Source organism: Herbidospora cretacea (assembly GCF_001570605.1).
GTDB lineage: Bacteria > Actinomycetota > Actinomycetes > Streptosporangiales > Streptosporangiaceae > Herbidospora > Herbidospora cretacea.
In genome coordinates, this window is the sequence record NZ_BBXG01000005.1 from 51,218 (window position 1) to 68,434 (window position 17,217).

Sequence of the window (17,217 nt, forward strand, 5' to 3'; positions counted from 1 at the left end):
GGGTGCACAGGGATCTGGTCCGGCTGCTGCCGCGCCGCCACCTGGCGGTGTGCCTGGGCGCGGCGGTGGTGGCCGGGCTGCTGGTCCTGGTGCAGGCCGAACTGCTGGCCGGGGTGCTGTCGGGGCGGTTCGCCGTCGGGGTGCTGGGCTGGCTGGCCGTGGTGATCGCGGCCCGGGGCGCGCTCGGCTGGATCCAGGGCGTGGCGGCCGGGGCCACCGCGAGCGGGGTGAAATCGGAGCTGCGCCACCGGCTCCTGCGCCGCTTCCAGGGCATGAGCCCCGCCGAGACCCGCTCGGGCGAGCTCGTCACCCTGACCGGGCGCGGCCTCGACGCGCTCGACCCCTACCTGACCGGCTACCTGCCCTCGATCGCGGTCGCCGCGGTGGTCCCGGTGGCGGTGATCGTCCGGCTGTTCGCAGCCGACCTGACGACCGCGCTGATCGTCCTGGTGACGGTGCCGCTGATCCCGATCTTCGGGGCGCTGGTCGGCATGACGACCAAGGCGGTGACCGAGAGGCAGTGGGCCGCGCTGGCCCGGCTGGGCGGCCACTTCCTCGACGTGGTGCGCGGCCTGCCGACCCTGCGGGCGTTCGGCCGGGCCCGCTACCAGGCGACCGTGATCCACGACGTGGCCGGCCAGCACCGGTCGGCCACGATGCGGACCCTGCGGGTGGCGTTCCTGTCGTCCCTGGTCCTGGAGCTGATCGCGTCGCTGTCCCTGGCGCTGGTCGCGGTCCCGGTGGGCCTGCGGCTGCTGTCGGGCTCGCTCGACCTGACGACGGCGCTGCTCGTGCTGCTGCTGGCCCCCGAGGCCTACCTGCCCCTGCGCGCGATGGGCACCCGGTTCCACGCCGCGATGGAGGGCGTCACCGCCGCCGACCAGGCGTTCGCGCTGCTGGAGGGCGCCGAGCCCGCCGTCTCCCGGCCGGGGGTGGTGACCGAGCGCGTCCCGGAGATCCGCCTCGAAGGCGTGACGGTGCGCTATCCGGGCCGCGACGACCCGGCGCTGATCGACGTGTCGCTCACCATCGGCCCGGGGGAACGGGTGGCGCTGGTCGGCGAGAGCGGCGCGGGGAAGAGCACGCTGCTCCACGTCCTGCTGGGCTTCGTCACCCCGTCGGAGGGCCGGGTCCTGGTGGGCGGCGTCGACCTGGCCACGCTCGACCTGGAGCGGTGGCGCCGCCGACTGGCCTTCGTGCCGCAGCGTCCCCACCTGTTCGCCACCTCGGTCGCGGGCAACATCTCGCTCGACGGCGCGGCCTCCCCCGAGGAGATCCGGGCGGCGGCGGTCGCCGCCCAGGCAGACGTCTTCGTCACCGATCTGCCCGAGGGCTACGACACCGTCATCGGCGAACGCGGCGCCGACCTGTCGGCCGGACAGCGCCAGCGCCTGGCCCTGGCCCGCGCCTTCTGCCGCCCCGAGGCGGGGCTGCTGCTCCTCGACGAACCCACGGCCCGCCTCGACGGCCGCAGCGAGGCGGCGGTCATCTCCGCCACCCGCCACCTGGCCGAAGGCCGCACGGCGGTGATCGTCGCCCACCGCCCGGCGATGATCGCCCTGGCCGACCGCGTGATCCGGGTGGACGACGGGGTGATCAAGTGACCGGTGTGGTGTGGAACCGGCGGCTGCTGGTGGCCGCGCTGGCCGGGTCGGCCGCCGACCTGGCGGGGCTCGCGCTCATCGCCTCGGCCGCCTGGCTGATCACGCGGGCCGCGCAGCAGCCCGAACTGGCGGCCCTGTCCGTCGCGATCGTGGCGGTCCGGGCGTTCGCGACCTCGCGTGGGGTCTTCCGCTACGCCGAACGGCTGTCCGGCCACGACGTCGCGCTGCGCGCCCAGGCGGCGACCCGGGAGCGCCTGTACGACGCGCTCATCCCGGCCGGGCCGCTCCCCCACCGGGGCGCCGATCTGCTCAGCCGGATGGTCGACGACACCGACGCCGTCCAGGACCTGCTGGTGCGGTGCCTGCTGCCGGCCGTCGCGGCCCTGGTCACGGGGGTGACGGCCGTGGTCGTGGCGGCCTTCCTGCTGCCCCTGGCCGCGGTCGTGCTGGCGGGCGGGCTGGCCGTGGCGGGGGTGCTGCTCCCGGCGGCGACGGCGGCGCTGGCCCGGCGGTGGACCGCCCGGCTGGCGCCCGCGCGGGCCGACCTGGCCGCCCGCACCGCCGACCTCGTGCACGGGTCGGCCGACCTCGCGGCCTACGGGGCGACCGGGCGGGCGCTCGGCGCCGCCGCGGCGGCCGACGACCGGCTGGCCGGGCTGGAGCGCGGGCAGGCCCGGGTCAACGCGACCGCGCTGGCCGCCGGGGTGCTGGTGCAGGGGCTCACCGTGGTGATCGTGGTGGCGGTGGCCAAGGCGCTCGACGCGGGCTCGATCGCGACCGCCGTGCTCGCGCTGGTGTCATTGGTGTCGTTCGAGCCGGTGCTGCCGCTGGCGGCGGCCGGGGAACGGCTGACCGGGGTGCTCGCGGCGGTGCGGCGGCTGCGGGAGATCGAGGCCACTCCCCCGGCGGTGCCCGCGCTCGCCGAGCCGCTGCCCCGGCCGGAGGGACCGCTGACGGTGGTCGTCGAGGACCTCGTCGTCCGCCACGGCGACCGGCCCGCGCTGGGCGGGGTCAGCCTGACCCTGACGCCGGGCAGGCGGGTCGCCGTCGTGGGTCCGAGCGGGGCGGGCAAGAGCACGCTGCTCTCGGCCCTGATGCGGACCGTCGACATCGTGTCGGGAACGATCACCGTCAACGGCGTCGACCTGCGCCGGATCTCGGCCGACGACGCCCGCGCGATGATGACCGGCCTCACCCAGGACCCCTACGTCTTCCAGACGACCTTCCGCGACAACCTCCGCCTCGCGGGCCCGCACGCCGGGGAGGAGGACCTCGAACGCGCGGTCCGGGAGGCCAGGCTCGACGCGTTCGCCGACCGTGCGGGCTGGGACGTCCAGCTGGGCGAGGACGGACGCACCCTGTCGGGCGGCCAGATCCAGCGCCTTGCCCTGGCCCGCGCCCTCCTCTACGACCCACCGGTCCTGCTGCTCGACGAACCGGCCGAGGCGCTCGACGAGACCACCGCCGACGCCCTGACGGGCGACCTGCTCGACGCCACCCGAGGGCGCACCACGCTCCTGGTGACCCACCGGCTGCGCGGGCTGGAGGAGGTCGACGAGATCGTCGTCCTGGAAGACGGGCTGGTCGTCCAGCGCGGCACCCACGCCGAGCTGCTGGCGGAGGGCGGCTACTACCGCGAGCTCTGGGACGCCGAGAACATGATCAGAGACACCTGATCACGCGGGCCCCCGGCACGTCTCCGCACACACGGAAAGACCGGCGGCGCCCCCCTGTGCTGGGGGGCGCCGCCGGACTCCCTGTGTCCCTTACCCGAGAGATCTCTCCCGTGTCAGTTCGTCGTCTTCTCCTCCAGAGTGATCGTCGCCGTACCCGCCTGACCGTTCCGGACGTAGCTCACGGTCACCTTGTCGCCGGGGGCCTGGCCCCGGATGATCCCGACGACGGTCTCGCCCGCGTCGATCGGGGTGCTGTCGACCTTGGTGATGATGTCGCCCTGCTGGAGGCCCGCCTTGGCGGCGGGGCCGTTCGGCTCGACCGTCGACACCAGGGCGCCGGGGGTGTCGCCGGTGGCGTCGGCGACGCCGACGCCGAGGTAGGCGTGGACCGCCTTGCCGGTCTTGATGAGCTGGTCGGCGACGTTCCTGGCGGTGTTGATCGGGATGGCGAAGCCCACGCCGATGTTGCCGTTGCCGCCGCCCGAGGTGGCGATCGCCGTGTTGATGCCGATGACCTGGCCGGACGCATTGACCAGGGCGCCGCCCGAGTTGCCGGGGTTGATCGCCGCGTCGGTCTGGACCATGCCGCCGATGGTGGTGGTCGGCTCGGCCTGCTGCTCCTGCTGCCCGCCGAAACCGCCGTCGCCCCAGCCCGGGGGCAGTTCCCGCGGGCCGCCGCCACCGCCGCCGCCCGAGGTGACGGTGCGGTCGAGGGCCGACACGATGCCCGAGGTCACGGAGCCTTCGAGGCCGAGCGGGCTGCCGATCGCCAGGACCGACTCGCCCACCTGGAGGGCGTCGCTGTCGCCCAGTGAGGCGGCGGTCAGGCCGGTGACGCCGGTGGCGCGGATGACCGCGATGTCGGTTGTGGGGTCGGTGCCGACCAGGGTCGCCTGGGCGGTGCGGCCGTCGCTGAACTTGACCTGCATCTGGGCGTTGGCACCGGCGCCGGCGACCACGTGGTTGTTGGTGAGGATCAGCCCGTCGGCCGAGAGGATCACGCCCGAGCCCTCGCCCTGGCCCTGGCCCGAGGAGACGGTGATCATGACCACCGACGGCTGCACGGCCTTGGCGACCGCCGCGATCGTGCCGGCCATCGGGGGCGCCTTCACCGGGGCGCCGTTGTTGGCGATCGGGCTGACCGCCACCGGCGTCGCGTCGTCGTCCAGCGCGTTGGTGACGAGGGCCCCCGCGACCCCACCGCCCAATGCCACGGCCGCCAGTGCGAGCACCGAGACGCCCCTCTTCCAGGCGCGGCCGTCGGACCGCTGGTGGCGGGGCGGCTCCGGCGGGACGGGCGGGAGGCCGTAGACGGCGGTGTTCCCGATCGGGTTCGCCCCGACGTGGCCCTGGATGGGGCCCGGCTCCTGCGGTGGCGGGGGCGGCGCGAACTGTGGGGTGGGCTGGTCGGCCCGGTAGTCGCCGTGCTGCGGGGCCCGTCGGCCGAACTGGCTCCAGCCCCGTGCGTCCAGGACCTCGGTGGTCCCCTGTTCGTTCTCCCGCCGCTCGTCAGCGCTCATCTCTGCCATCCCCTTACCGGATTCCCGGCTTCCTTGGGCCGGTGGTTCTAAGATGGCAAACCCTCGATAAGGCCCGCTTAAGCGATCAGGGGTCTGACCTGGCGAAACCGAACGGCTTCCTTATCTGTGCTGCTCCGGCCAGTATTCGTCGCGCAAAATTCGTTTGTACAACTTTCCGGTGGGGTGCCGGGGCAGCTCCGTCCGGAAGTCCACCGACCTCGGGCACTTGTAGTGGGCCAGGTTCTCGCGGCAGTGGGCGATCAGCTCGGCCTCCAGCTCAGGACCGGCCGACGCGGGGTCGGCGGGCTCGACGACCGCCTTCACCTGCTCGCCCATCTCCTCGTCGGGCACCCCGAAGACGGCCACGTCGGCGACCTTCGGATGGATCGCCAGCAGGTTCTCCGCCTCCTGCGGGTAGATGTTCACCCCGCCGGAGATGATCATGTAGGAGCTGCGGTCGGTCAGGTAGAGGAAGCCCTCCTCGTCGAGGTGGCCGATGTCGCCGAGCGTCGACCAGCCCCGGCCCTTCGGGTCGTACGCGGCGGCGGTCTTCTCCGGGTCTCCGTGGTAGACGAACCGGGGCCCGTCGGAGATGTAGACGACGCCGGTCTCCCCCGGGGCCAGTTCCTCGCCCTCGGAGTCGAGGATGTGGAGTTTGCCGAGCAGGGGCCGTCCCACGGTGCCCTTGTGGGCGAGCCAGTCGTGCGGGCCGGCGTACACGAAGCCGTTGCCCTCGGTGCCCGCGTAGTACTCGTGGATGATGGGCCCCCACCAGGCCATCATCCGCTCCTTGACCGGGATCGGGCAGGGCGCGGCGGCGTGGATGGCGTAGGCCAGCGTGGACAGGTCGAAGCGGGCGCGGGTCTCGGCCGGGAGCTTCAGGAACTTGATGAAGTGGGTCGGCACCCACTGGGAGTGGGTGACGCCGTACTTCTCGACGGCGGCCAGGGCCTGTTCGGGGTCGAAGCGGTCCATCACGACGACGGTCGCGCCGAAGCGCTGGAAGGTGAGCGAGTAGCGCAGCGGGGCGGCGTGGTAGAGCGGCGCCGGCGACAGGTAGACGCTGTCGGCCGTGGGCGCGAACAGGAAGCCGATCAGCTTCATCAGGGGGCCGGGCTCGTCGAGCGGCCGGGCCACCCAGTCGGGCTTGACGCCCTTCGGCCGCCCGGTGGTGCCCGAGGAGTAGAGCATGTCGATGCCCTGCACCTCGTCGGCCACGGGCGTGGCGGGCATGGGGGCGACCGCGTCCTCGTACGGGAGGAAGCCGGGCACCGTCCCGTCGAGCATGAGCCTGACCGGGGGGCCGGTCACCGCGGCGGCGGCCTCGGCGCACGCCGCCGAGCTGATGAACGCCTTGGCCTCGCAGTTCTCCACGATGTACGTCAGCTCGCCCGCCCGCAGCCGGGAGCTGATCGCCGTGTAGAACAGCCCGGAGCGCTGGGCCGCCCACGCGATCACCAGGAACATCGGGTGGTTCTCGAGCATGAACGCGATGTGGTCGCCGGGCCGCAGCCCGGCCTCGCGCAGCAGGTGGGCGAGGCGGTTGGACTCCTCGTCGAGTTCCCGGTAGGTGACCACCCGGCCGGAGCCGGCCATGATCACGGCGGGTTTGTCAGGGCTCACAGCGGCGACGGCACCCGGATACATGACCGAACGGTACTCGGTGATCGTCGGCGTGCAAAGGGAAACGGCCCGCGCCGGGGTGGCGCGGGCCGTTCAGTAGACCGCTCAGCCTACCGATTGGGGGGTTTCAGCAGCTCAGACAGCCGCGTAGACCGGGGACCAGGGGCCGAAGAAGCCCTTGGGGCCGAAGTGGTTGCCACGGGAGACCTGGACGTCGATGGTGTTCACGTCGCTCTCGGTGAACCCGATCCAGTCGCCGCCCTTGTGGCAGTTCTTGAACTTCTCGAAGGACGTGTGACCGTCGAGGTGCTCGATCTTGAAGACGGCCCAGGCGCACTTGTACTTGTGGTCGCCCCACGGCTTGTGGTTGGTGAGCTCACCCTTGACCGTGATCTTGGTGTAGGACTCCCACTTCCAGGACCACTTCTTGTCCCACTTCCAGCCGACGATCTTGCACTTCTTCTCGCCGTGCTTCCACCAGCACTTCTTGATGGGCTTCTTGAACTTCTCCCAGTACCAGACCTTCTTCTTCTCGTGGTCGAGGACGTACTTGCCCTCGGCCTCGGCCTTGTGGTCGGCGGAGAAGTAGGGACCCCAGTGTCCGACGAACGGGGACGCACTGGCGGTCGCCGGCGCGACGACGGCGCCGGTGATGAGCGCGGCGGCGACGCCACCGGTCACCAGGAGCTTCTTGATGAATCGCATTTCCGGATTCCTCTCGGGACGAGGATTTTGACAAGGAAAGGAATAATCCGTCCCGATAGCGGGTGAGTAGCGACTGACTTGAAGCTCACTAGAAACCGCAGGTCACACCCCGGCGATCAGGCTCAGCGCGCGTTCCCGCAGCTCAGGAGAGGCGGTCGAGGCCGAGCCGGAAGTGAAGGGCGGGGCGGGGTCGTACTCGATCGCGAGCTGCACCGCCCTGGCGGTCTCCTCGTCGCGCAGGAGGGCCAGCAGCACGAGCGCCATGTCCAGGCCCGCCGACACCCCGGCGGCGGTGACCACCTTCCCCCGGGTGACGACGCGCTCGGCGACCGGGACGACGCCGAGGTCGGCCAGCCGGTCGCGGAACCCCCAGTGGGTGGTGGCCGGGAGGCCCTCCAGCAGCCCGGCCGCCGCGAGCAGGAACGCGCCGCTGCACACCGAGGTGGTGAACCTGGTCGTCGCGTGGGCGGCCCTGATCCAGCCGACGAGGCGGGCGTCGCCCATCGCCGGGACCGTGCCGGGGCCGCCCGGGACGACGATCACGTCGGGGTCGGGCAGGTCGTCGTAGGTCGCGGTGGCGGTGATCGACAGGCTGCCCTGGTCGTCGGCGACCGGCCCGGTGTCCCCGGCGACGAAGGTGACCTCGCAGCCGGGCGCGAACGCCAGCACGGTGTAGGGCCCGACCGCGTCGAGCGCGGTGAAGCCGGGGTAGAGGGGGACGGCGATGCGCATCTAGTGCTCCTTGATCCGGAAGCGGCGACGGTAGTCGCCGGGGGAAACGCGCAGGTGGCGGCGGAACACCCGGTAGAGGCTCTCGGGCAGGCCGAGGCCGGTGCGCCGGGCGACGACGTCGAGCGGTTCGTCGGTGGTCTCCAGCAGCCGCCGGGCCGCGCCGGTGCGGGCGAGCTCGACGTAGCGGCCGGGGGGCATGCCGGTCTGGTCGGTGAAGACGCGGGAGAAGTGGCGTTCGCTCAGGTTCATCCGGCGGGCCAGGGCCGGCACGCTGAGGTCCTCGCCGGGGTGTTCGTCGATCCAGGCCTGCAGCTCCTTCAGCGGCTCGGTCTTCGGCACGGCCTGGATCGGCGCCGAGAACTGCGACTGCCCGCCGGGGCGGTGCAGGTAGACGACCAGGCCCCGGGCGATGTGCCGGGCGACGTCGTGGCCGTGGTCGTCGGCGACCATCGCCAGGGCCAGGTCGATGCCGGCGGTGACGCCCGCCGAGGTCCAGACGTCGCCGCTCCTGACGTAGATCGCGTCGGGGTCGGTCGTGACGGCCGGGTATCTCCGGCTCAGGTCGTCGGCGGCGAGCCAGTGGGTGGTCGCCCGCCCGCCGTCGAGCAGCCCGGCCTCGGCGAGCACGAAGGCGCCCGTGCAGACCGATCCGGTGCGGGCCGCTCCGGCCGCCAGCCGCCGGACCCCCTCGACCAGGACGGGGTCGCGCAGGTGGTCGTCGATGGTGCGCCCGCCCGCGACCAGCAGCGTGTGGATCGGCCCCCCGATCTGGTCGATCGGGGTCTCCACCTGCGTGACCAGCCCGTTGGAGGAGCGGACCGGCCCGGCGACGGCTGAGGTCACCTCGATCGTGTACGCCGCCTCCCGGCAGACCAGCCGCGCCGTGGCGAACACGTCGGCCGGACCGGCCAGGTCGAGGTGCTGGAACCCCTCGGTGATGACGATGACGACCCGCATGCCCCCATCCTGGGAGCCGCCGCGCGCTGGCCGCAACGACACGGACCTTGCAGATCAGGACATGACGAAGGGGACTCCCCTGTCCCGGGAGCCCCCTTCGGGTCCTGCGGCGTTACGCTGCGGCCGACTGCCCCACCGTCGCCGGAGTAAGCGCGATCTCCAGAACCTCACGCACATCGCTGACGGCGTGGACCTCCAGATCGGCCAGCACCTCGGCCGGGACGTCGTCGAGATCCGGCTCGTTGCGGGCCGGGATCAGGACGGTCGTGATGCCCGCCCGGTGGGCGGCCAGCAGCTTCTGCTTGACGCCGCCGATCGGGAGGACCCGGCCGGTCAGCGACACCTCACCGGTCATCGCCACGTCGTTCCTGACCGGCCGCCCGCTGAGCAGCGAGGCCAGCGCGGTCGTCATGGTGACGCCGGCCGAGGGGCCGTCCTTCGGCACCGCGCCCGCCGGGACGTGGATGTGGACCTGGCGGTCCTTCAGCGACCCGACCGGCAGCTCCAGCTCCGCGCCGCGCGAGCGCAGGTAGGAGAGCGCGATCTGGGCCGACTCCTTCATCACGTCGCCGAGCTGACCCGTCAGGGTCACCCCGGTCTGGCCGGTCTCCGGGTCGGCCAGCGACGCCTCGACGTAGAGGACGTCGCCGCCCGCGCCGGTCACCGCGAGGCCGGTCGAGACGCCGGGCACCGAGGTGCGCTGGCGCGACTCGGGCAGCGACGACTCGGGCACGTGCCTGGGGCGGCCGAGGTAGCCGACCAGGTCGTCGACGGTGACGGTCAGCGGCAGGGTCTTGTCGCCCAGCGAGACCGCCGCGGCGACCTTGCGGAGCACCCGCGCGACCGCCCGCTCCAGCGAGCGCACGCCCGCCTCGCGGGTGTACTCGCCCGCCACGCGGCGCAGCGCCTCGTCGTCGATCGTGACCTCGTCGCCGGTCAGCCCGGCCTTCTCCAGCTGCCGGGGCAGCAGGTGGTCGCGGGCGATGACGACCTTCTCGTCCTCGGTGTAGCCGTCGAGCGTCACGATGTCCATGCGGTCGAGCAGCGGGCCGGGGATCTGCTCCAGGGCGTTGGCGGTGGCCAGGAACAGCACGTCGGACAGGTCGAGCTCGACCTCCAGGTAGTGGTCGCGGAACGTGTGGTTCTGCGCCGGGTCGAGCACCTCCAGCAGGGCGGCGGTGGGGTCGCCCCGGTAGTCGGCGCCGACCTTGTCGACCTCGTCGAGCAGGACGACCGGGTTCATCGACCCGGCCTCGCGGATCGCCCGGACGATGCGGCCGGGCAGCGCGCCGACGTAGGTGCGGCGGTGGCCGCGGATCTCCGCCTCGTCGCGGACGCCGCCGAGGGCGACCCGGACGAACTTGCGGCCCATGGCCCGCGCGACCGACTCGCCGAGCGAGGTCTTGCCGACTCCGGGAGGCCCGGCCAGCGCGAGCACCGCGCCGGACCGCCGGCCGCCGACGACGCCGAGCCCCTGGTCGGCGCGGCGCTTGCGGACCGCCAGGTATTCGATGATGCGGTCCTTCACGTCGTCGAGGCCGGTGTGGTCGGCGTCGAGGATCGCGCGGGCGCCCGCGATGTCGTAGGCGTCTTCGGTGCGGTCGTTCCACGGCAGGTCGAGCACGGTGTCGAGCCAGGTGCGGATCCAGCCGGTCTCGGGCGACTGGTCGGAGGTGCGCTCCAGCTTGTCGACCTCCTTGAGGGCCGCCTCACGCACCTTCCCGGGCAGGTCGGCCGCCTCGACCCGGGCCCGGTAGTCCTCTTCCTCGGTCTCGGGGTCGCCGTTCAGCTCGGCCAGTTCCTTGCGGACCGCCGCGAGCTGCTGGCGGAGCAGGAACTCGCGCTGCTGCTTCTCCATGCCCTCCTGGACGTCCTTGCGGATCGTCTCGGCCACGTCGACCTCGGCCAGGTGGTCGCGGGCCCAGCCCACGAGTTTCTCCAGCCGCTCGCCGGCGTCGGCGGTCTCCAGGAGCAGCAGCTTCTGGGCCGTCGACAGCCAGGGCGCGTAGCCGGAGCTGTCGGCCAGGACCGAGGCGTCGTCGATGCCGTTGACCTGGTCGACGACCTGCCAGGCGCCGCGCTTCTGCAGGATCGTGGTGGTGAGCGCCTTGTACTCCTTCATCAGGGAGCTCACCTTGGCGTCGGGCTCGTCGGTGCTCTTGGGCACGATGGTGGCCTCAACCCACAGGGCCGCGCCGGGACCGGTCGTGCCGGTGCCCACGCGGGCGCGCGACACGCCCCTCACCACGGCGGCGGGCTCGCCTCCGGGCAGCCTTCCGACCTGCTCGACGACGGCGCTGACGCCGACCGCCCCGTAGTGCCCGTCGATGCGGGGAACCAGGAGGACGTGGGGCTTCTTGGCCCCGGTGGCCTGGGCGGCCTCGATGGCCGCGCGCACCTCAGAGTCGGACAGATCGAGGGGGACGACCATGCCGGGCAGGACGACCTCGTCGTCCAGCGGCAGGACGGGAAGGATCTCAGTCATGCGTACTCCTCAGCCTTGAGTTATATGCGCTCAACTAAGGCGAGTCCCATGGTGTTCCCAAGATTGCGTGAGTTCGCTGAGAGCGATCGTAATCGTGTAATCAGGTTTAACGACACACTGTCATCAACCTGTTGACGATCGCGGCGAAGGTTTGTGACACTTCGTCATGAACGACACGCTGAGGAGCCTGCGATGGGTTTTGCCGAGGTCCTGCGGACCGCGACCTGGACCGACCACGAGTCCGCGGAGGACGACAGCTACCTGAAGAACCTGATGGCGGGCAGGCTTAGTCCCGAGGCCTACGGCGAGATGGTCGCCCAGCACTACTTCGCCTACGTGGCCCTCGACGGCGCGTCCAGGCGCCTGGCCGGCGACCCGGTCGCCGGGGCGTTCGTCTTCCCCGAGCTCTACCGCGAAGAGGCGCTCGTCCGCGACCTCCGGACGATCTACGGCGACGACTGGGCCGGCCGCATCGCCCCCAGCAAGCCGACCCAGACCCTCGTCGCCCGGATCAACCAGGCCTCCGACTGGCCGGGCGGATATGTGGCCCACCATTACACTCGGTACCTCGGCGACCTGTCCGGCGGCCAGTTCATCCGGATGGAGCTGCAGAAGATCTACGGCTACGGCAAGGGGGGCGGGGTGGACTTCTACCACTTCGACATCGGCAGCCTCCCCCGCTTCAAGGACGAGTACCGCCGCCGTCTCGACGTCCTCGGCGAGACCCTCGACGAGGCCGGCCGCCAGCGGATGATCCGCGAGACCCGCCTGGCCTACCAGCTCAACACCGAGGTCCTCGGCGACCTGGGCCGGGTGGCCGCGGTGGCGGCCTGACGTGCCCCGGATCTCGGCCGCCACGATCGGCGAGCACCGCGCGCGGACCCAGGAGAAGATCCTGGAGGCGATCGCGCGCCTGGCCCGCCGGCAGGGCATCGACGCGATCTCGATGACCGAGCTCGCGGCCGAGGCGGGCATCACCCGCACCGTCCTCTACAACTACTTCCCCGACAAGACGGCCCTGCTGCTGGCCTTCACCGAACGGGTCACCCACTACTTCGTCGAGAGCTACGCCCGCGACCTCCCCGCCGACGCCTCGCCGTCGGTCCGGCTGCGCGCCTTCATCCGCCTCCAGCTCACCGGCCTGGTCGCCCACCCCCACCCGGGAGCCGCCGACCTCTCCGCCACCCTGGGCCCCGACGCCTACCAGCGCCTGGCCGCCCACGTCGCCCCCATGCAGGCGATCCTGCGGGAGATCATCCAGACCGGCGTCGACTCGGGCGAGTTCCAGACCCCCGACGTGGAGGCCGCGGCACGGGCGGTGCTGTCGGTCCTGGGCTCGGAACGCATCCCCCTGACCGAGGGCGCCCGCACCCTGGAGGAGGCCGAGGAGTTCGTCTCGGCCTTCTGCCTGCGCGCCCTCGGGCGCGGAGATTAGACGCGGAAAATTCGGTGGAACCGCCGCATTCTCCGCGACTAGCGTCGGACGGATGACCCCTCAGCTTGCCGCGCTGTCCATCGACGCGCACGACCCACCCGCGCTCGCCCGGTTCTGGGGCGAGTTCCTCGGCTGGAAGGCGGACGGCGACACCACGCTGCTGCCCGCCGACGACACCGGCTTCCGGCTGCGGTTCCTGCCGACGCTGGAGCCGAAGACCCGGCAGAACCCGATGCACTTCGACCTCACCAGCGACACCGACGAGGAGCAGCAGGCGACCGTGGCCAGGGCGCTGGCCCTGGGCGCCCGGCACATCGACGTCGGGCAGCGCCCCGAGGAGGGGCACATCGTGCTCGCCGACCCCGAGGGCAACGAGTTCTGCGTCACCGAGGCGACCAACACGTTCCTCGCCGAGTGCGGGTTCATCGGGGCGCTCGCGTGCGACGGGTCGCAGGCGGTCGGCTACTTCTGGAGCGCGGCCCTGGGCTGGCCCCTGGTGTGGGACCAGGACGAGGAGACCGCCATCCGGTCGCCGCACGGCGGCCCGAAGATCACCTGGGGCGGCCCGCCGCTGCCGGTGAAGACCGGCAGGAACCGGCTGCACTTCGACATCGCCCACGTGGAGATCGACCGGCTGCTGGCCCTCGGCGCGACCCGGCTCGGCGACGCCGAGGGACGGGTGCTCATGGCCGATCCCGACGGCAACGAGTTCTGCCTGCTCGGCTGATCCCGGTGGACCAGGAACGTCACCACGCCCATCAGCGCGGCCGTGAGGAGGGTGGCCAGCACCAGCAGCACCAGTTCCCGGCGGGAGACGTCCCGGCTGAAGTGGCCACGGGCCACGTTGGCGCCGGTGGCGTTCATCCGGTCGATCCTGGCGGCGAACCTGCGGTCATGGGCGCGGAAGTGGCGTTCCATCTCGGCCAGGACGCGCTCCTCATCCACTGGGGATCCTGCGCATGCCCCGGTTGACGTGGGGATACTTGAGGTCGAACGCCGGCCGCTCCGACCTGATCGGCGGGATGCGGTGGAAGTTGTGGCGCGGCGGGGGGCACGACGTCGCCCATTCGAGGCCGTTGCCGAAGCCCCACGGGTCGTCCACCTCGACCTTCGGCGCGTACTTCGCGGTGTACCAGACGTTGAACAGGAACGGCAGGGTCGAGACGCCCAGGATGAGCGCGCCCACCGACGAGATCACGTTCAGGGTGGTGAAGCCGTCGACGGCGCTGTAGTCGGCGTACCGTCGCGGCATGCCCTCGATGCCCAGCCAGTGCTGGACCAGGAACGTGGTGTGGAAGCCGATGAACAGCGGCCAGAAGTGCCAGCGGCCGAGCCGGAAGTCGAGCATCCGGCCGGTCCACTTGGGCCACCAGAAGTAGAAGCCGCCGAACATGGCGAACACGACCGTGCCGAACAGCACGTAGTGGAAGTGGGCCACCACGAAATAGGAGTCGTGGGCCTGGAAGTCGAGCGGCGGGCTGGCCAGGATGACGCCGGTGAGCCCGCCGAACAGGAACGTCACCAGGAAGCCGATCGCGAACAGCATGGGTGGCTCGAACGACAGGTGGCCGCGCCACATCGTGCCGACCCAGTTGAAGAACTTCACCCCGGTCGGCACCGCGATCAGGAACGACATGAACGAGAAGAACGGCAGCAGCACCTGTCCGGTGGCGAACATGTGGTGGGCCCACACGGTGACCGACAGGCCGGTGATCGAGATCGTCGCGCCGACCAGGCCGACGTAGCCGAAGAGCGGTTTGCGGGCGAAGACCGGGATGATCTCGGTGACGATGCCGAAGAACGGCAGCGCCACGATGTAGACCTCGGGATGGCCGAAGAACCAGAACAGGTGCTGCCACAGCATGGCCCCGCCGGTCGGGGCGTCGAAGACGTGGGCGCCCAGCTTCCGGTCGGCCTCCAGCACGAGCAGCGCCGCCGCCAGCACCGGGAACGCGATGAGCACCAGCACGCTCGTCAGCAGGACGTTCCAGGTGAAGATCGGCATCCGGAACATCGTCATGCCGGGCGCCCGCATGGTGATGATCGTGGTGATGAAGTTGACCGCGCCCAGGATCGTGCCGAGGCCCGACAGCACCAGCCCCATGATCCACAGGTCGCCGCCGTTCTGCGGATTGTAGGTCGCGCTCGACAGCGGCGAATAAGCCGTCCAGCCGAATGACGGCGCGCCCTCCGCGGAGAACAGGCTCGCGGTCACCATCAGGCCGCCGAAAAGGAAAAGCCAGTAACTGACCGCGTTCAACCGGGGAAAGGCGACGTCGGGCGCGCCGATCTGCAACGGCATGACGACATTGGCGAAACCGGCGAACAACGGCGTCGCGAACAGCAGCAGCATGAGCGTGCCGTGCAGCGTGAACAGCATGTTGTACTGCTCGTTGCTGACGATCTGGAGACCCGGATGGGCCAGTTCGGCCCGGATGAGCAGGGCCATCACGCCCGCGATGACGAAGAACCCGAACGCGGAGATGAGGTAGAGATAGCCGATCACCTTGTGGTCGGTCGTGGTCAGCCACGACACGATGACGGTTCCCTTGCCCCGCTTCACCGGGGCCAGAGGCGAGGTGATCGGCTCTTGTACGGTCATGTCAGCGCGCCTGTCTCTCAATTCGGGAGCCCACGCCCGGACGAAAATGGGCGGCTGAAAAATCGAATACCCGCGCCGTTCGACGGCCAATCAGAGGCGCGTTTCCGCCGCGCCACACCTCATTTCCCGGAATTTTGCCCGTTCCTGAATTCGGCGAAATCCACGACGAGTTCCAGACCGCCTCCCGGATGGGGGCTCGCCTGGACCGAGGCGCCGTGCGCGCCGGCGATGGCGGCGGCGATCGACAGGCCCAGCCCGGCGCCCTGGGTCCGGGTCGTGCCGATGCGGCGGAAGGGCGCGAACAGGTCGCCGAACCTCTCCGGCGGGACGACCGGGCCGGTGTTCACCACGCGCAGCGTCCCGCCCGCGAGGGTGATCGCGGCCGTGCCGCCCGGCACGTTGTGGCGGACGGCGTTGTCGGCCAGGTTGGTGACCAGGCGGTGCAGCAGGGTCCGGTCGCCCAGCACCTCGCAGGGCTCCGTGCGCGTGGTGACCGTCACGTCGCCGTGGTCGAGTTCGGCCACCGCGAACCGGACGACCTCGTCCAGGTCGACGACCGCCGGGGCGTCCAGCCCGTGTTCGGCCTGGGCGAGCACGAGCAGCGCGTCGATGAGGCGTTCGCTGCGCCGGTTGGCGGCCAGCAGCTTGCCCTTGATCGGGCCGACGTCGTCGGGGAGCCCGATCTCGATGGCGGCGCGCTGCACGGCGAGGGGCGTGCGCAGTTCGTGGGAGGCGGTGGCGATGAAGCGGCGCTGGCCCTCCACCGAGCGTTCCAGCCGGGCCAGCATCTCGTCGAAGGTGTCGGCAAGCTCGCGGAGTTCGTCGCGCGGACCGGCCAGGGCGATGCGTTCGTGCAGGTTCGACAGGGACAGGCGGCGGGCCGTCGCGGTGATGCGGTGCACCGGCCGGAGCATGCGCCCGGCGAAGAACCAGCCGACCGCCAGCGACACCACGGCCATCACGACGATGGCGACCCCGGCCGCCTCCCACTGGTAGGTGACCACCTCCCGCGCGATGAGCGCGCCCGGCTCGGGCGCGGGCGGCGGGCCGGGAGGGAGCGGCGCGACCGGCGCCCGCGGGCGCGTCTCGACGGTGAGCCGGTGGTGCAGCGACAGGTTGACGCTCACCAGCAGCACGGCGGAGGTCAGCAGGAACAGCGCCGTGTACGTCAGCGTGAGCCGCACCCGGATCGTCCTCACAGCGTGTACCCCGCTCCCGGCACGGTCCGGATGCACGGCGGGTCGCCGAGTTTGCCGCGCAACCGGCTGACCACGACCCGGACGACCGTGGTGAAGGGGTCGGCGTGCTCGTCCCAGGCCAGCTCCAGCAGCCGTTCGGCGCTGACCACAGCGCCCTCGGCCCGCAGCAGCGCCTCCAGGACGGCGAACTCCTTGAGCGACAGGTGCAGGTGGCGGCCGTCGCGGGCGGCCTGCATATGGCGGGTGTCCAGCACGATGCCGTGGCGGGTCAGCACGGGCGGCACCGGTTCGCGGCTGCGCCGGCCGAGGGCCCGCACCCGCGCGACCAGTTCGGCGTAGTCGAACGGTTTGGGCAGGTAGTCGTCGGCGCCCATGCCCAGGCCGGCGACCCGGTCGGGGACCGAGGCCGAGGCCGTCAGCATGAGGATGCGGGTCCGGCTGCCGCGTTCGGCCAGGTCGCGGCAGATGTCGTCGCCGTGCACCTCGGGCAGGTCGCGGTCGAGGACGACGACGTCGTAGTCGTGCACCGCGAGGCGTTCGGCCGCGGCGGCGCCGTCGTAGACCACGTCGACGGCCATCGCGTGCCTGCGCAGGCCCTCGCCGACGAGGTCGGCCAGGTCGCGCTCGTCCTCCACCACCAAGACTCGCATGCCCCGTTGGTACCGCTTCCGGGGTTACA

Annotated in this window: 14 protein-coding genes; 5 read left to right on the forward strand and 9 right to left on the reverse strand. The window is 71.6% G+C overall.

The window, feature by feature from the left end; genetic code table 11:
• The first annotated feature begins 2 nt into the window (after positions 1–2).
• Both cydD and cydC read left to right on the forward strand, forming a co-directional pair.
• Positions 3–1,604, forward strand: coding sequence for a thiol reductant ABC exporter subunit CydD (gene cydD / locus AW270_RS11305; RefSeq protein ID WP_061293670.1), 1,602 nt, complete (start codon positions 3–5; stop codon positions 1,602–1,604).
• A complete protein-coding gene (gene cydC, locus AW270_RS11310; protein ID WP_245674670.1) occupies positions 1,601–3,280 on the forward strand; it encodes a thiol reductant ABC exporter subunit CydC in 1,680 nt (559 codons plus the stop codon). The genes cydD and cydC overlap by 4 nt, the downstream gene beginning before the upstream one ends.
• 113 nt (positions 3,281–3,393) lie before the next feature.
• Here the strand turns inward: cydC and AW270_RS11315 are convergent, their stop codons facing one another.
• From AW270_RS11315 to lon, 6 genes are all read right to left on the reverse strand, one after another.
• A complete protein-coding gene (locus tag AW270_RS11315) occupies positions 3,394–4,800 on the reverse strand; it encodes a S1C family serine protease (protein ID WP_061293672.1) in 1,407 nt (468 codons plus the stop codon).
• Positions 4,801–4,920: 120 nt separating this feature from the next.
• Positions 4,921–6,423 (reverse strand): acyl-CoA synthetase, encoded by a 1,503-nt coding sequence (locus AW270_RS11320; RefSeq protein WP_245674671.1) that lies wholly within the window; start codon positions 6,421–6,423, stop codon positions 4,921–4,923.
• A gap of 135 nt (positions 6,424–6,558) precedes the next feature.
• Positions 6,559–7,128, reverse strand: a complete 570-nt coding sequence (locus AW270_RS11325; RefSeq protein WP_061293676.1) for a hypothetical protein — start codon at positions 7,126–7,128, stop codon at positions 6,559–6,561.
• Positions 7,129–7,230: 102 nt separating this feature from the next.
• A complete protein-coding gene (locus tag AW270_RS11330) occupies positions 7,231–7,860 on the reverse strand; it encodes a DJ-1/PfpI family protein (RefSeq protein WP_061293678.1) in 630 nt (209 codons plus the stop codon).
• Positions 7,861–8,817, reverse strand: a complete 957-nt coding sequence (locus tag AW270_RS11335; RefSeq protein WP_061293680.1) for a GlxA family transcriptional regulator — start codon at positions 8,815–8,817, stop codon at positions 7,861–7,863.
• 112 nt (positions 8,818–8,929) lie between these two features.
• Positions 8,930–11,302 (reverse strand): endopeptidase La, encoded by a 2,373-nt coding sequence (gene lon, locus AW270_RS11340; RefSeq protein WP_061293681.1) that lies wholly within the window; start codon positions 11,300–11,302, stop codon positions 8,930–8,932.
• Between the two features lie 192 nt (positions 11,303–11,494).
• Between lon and AW270_RS11345 the strand changes: the two genes are divergently transcribed.
• From AW270_RS11345 to AW270_RS11355, 3 genes are read left to right on the forward strand one after another with little or no spacing between them, the layout of a single operon-like run.
• Complete coding sequence (locus tag AW270_RS11345) at positions 11,495–12,136, forward strand: biliverdin-producing heme oxygenase (RefSeq protein ID WP_061293683.1); 642 nt, start codon at positions 11,495–11,497, stop codon at positions 12,134–12,136.
• A 1-nt stretch (position 12,137) separates the two neighbouring features.
• Positions 12,138–12,737, forward strand: coding sequence for a TetR/AcrR family transcriptional regulator (locus tag AW270_RS11350; protein ID WP_061293685.1), 600 nt, complete (start codon positions 12,138–12,140; stop codon positions 12,735–12,737).
• Positions 12,738–12,789: 52 nt separating this feature from the next.
• Positions 12,790–13,464 carry a VOC family protein gene (locus AW270_RS11355; RefSeq protein WP_061293687.1) on the forward strand — a complete coding sequence of 225 codons (675 nt, stop codon included), beginning with the start codon at positions 12,790–12,792 and terminating at the stop codon, positions 13,462–13,464.
• Positions 13,465–13,674: 210 nt separating this feature from the next.
• Here AW270_RS11355 and ctaD read toward each other — a convergent pair whose 3' ends face one another.
• The 3 genes from ctaD to AW270_RS11370 form a co-directional block, all read right to left on the reverse strand.
• Positions 13,675–15,339 carry an aa3-type cytochrome oxidase subunit I gene (gene ctaD / locus AW270_RS11360; RefSeq protein ID WP_061293689.1) on the reverse strand — a complete coding sequence of 555 codons (1,665 nt, stop codon included), beginning with the start codon at positions 15,337–15,339 and terminating at the stop codon, positions 13,675–13,677.
• Between the two features lie 119 nt (positions 15,340–15,458).
• Positions 15,459–16,538: an ATP-binding protein gene (locus AW270_RS11365; protein ID WP_061293691.1), complete on the reverse strand. Its 1,080-nt coding sequence runs from the start codon at positions 16,536–16,538 to the stop codon at positions 15,459–15,461.
• Positions 16,535–17,188, reverse strand: a complete 654-nt coding sequence (locus AW270_RS11370; RefSeq protein WP_061293693.1) for a response regulator transcription factor — start codon at positions 17,186–17,188, stop codon at positions 16,535–16,537. The genes AW270_RS11365 and AW270_RS11370 overlap by 4 nt, the downstream gene beginning before the upstream one ends.
• Between the last annotated feature and the right edge of the window lie 29 nt (positions 17,189–17,217).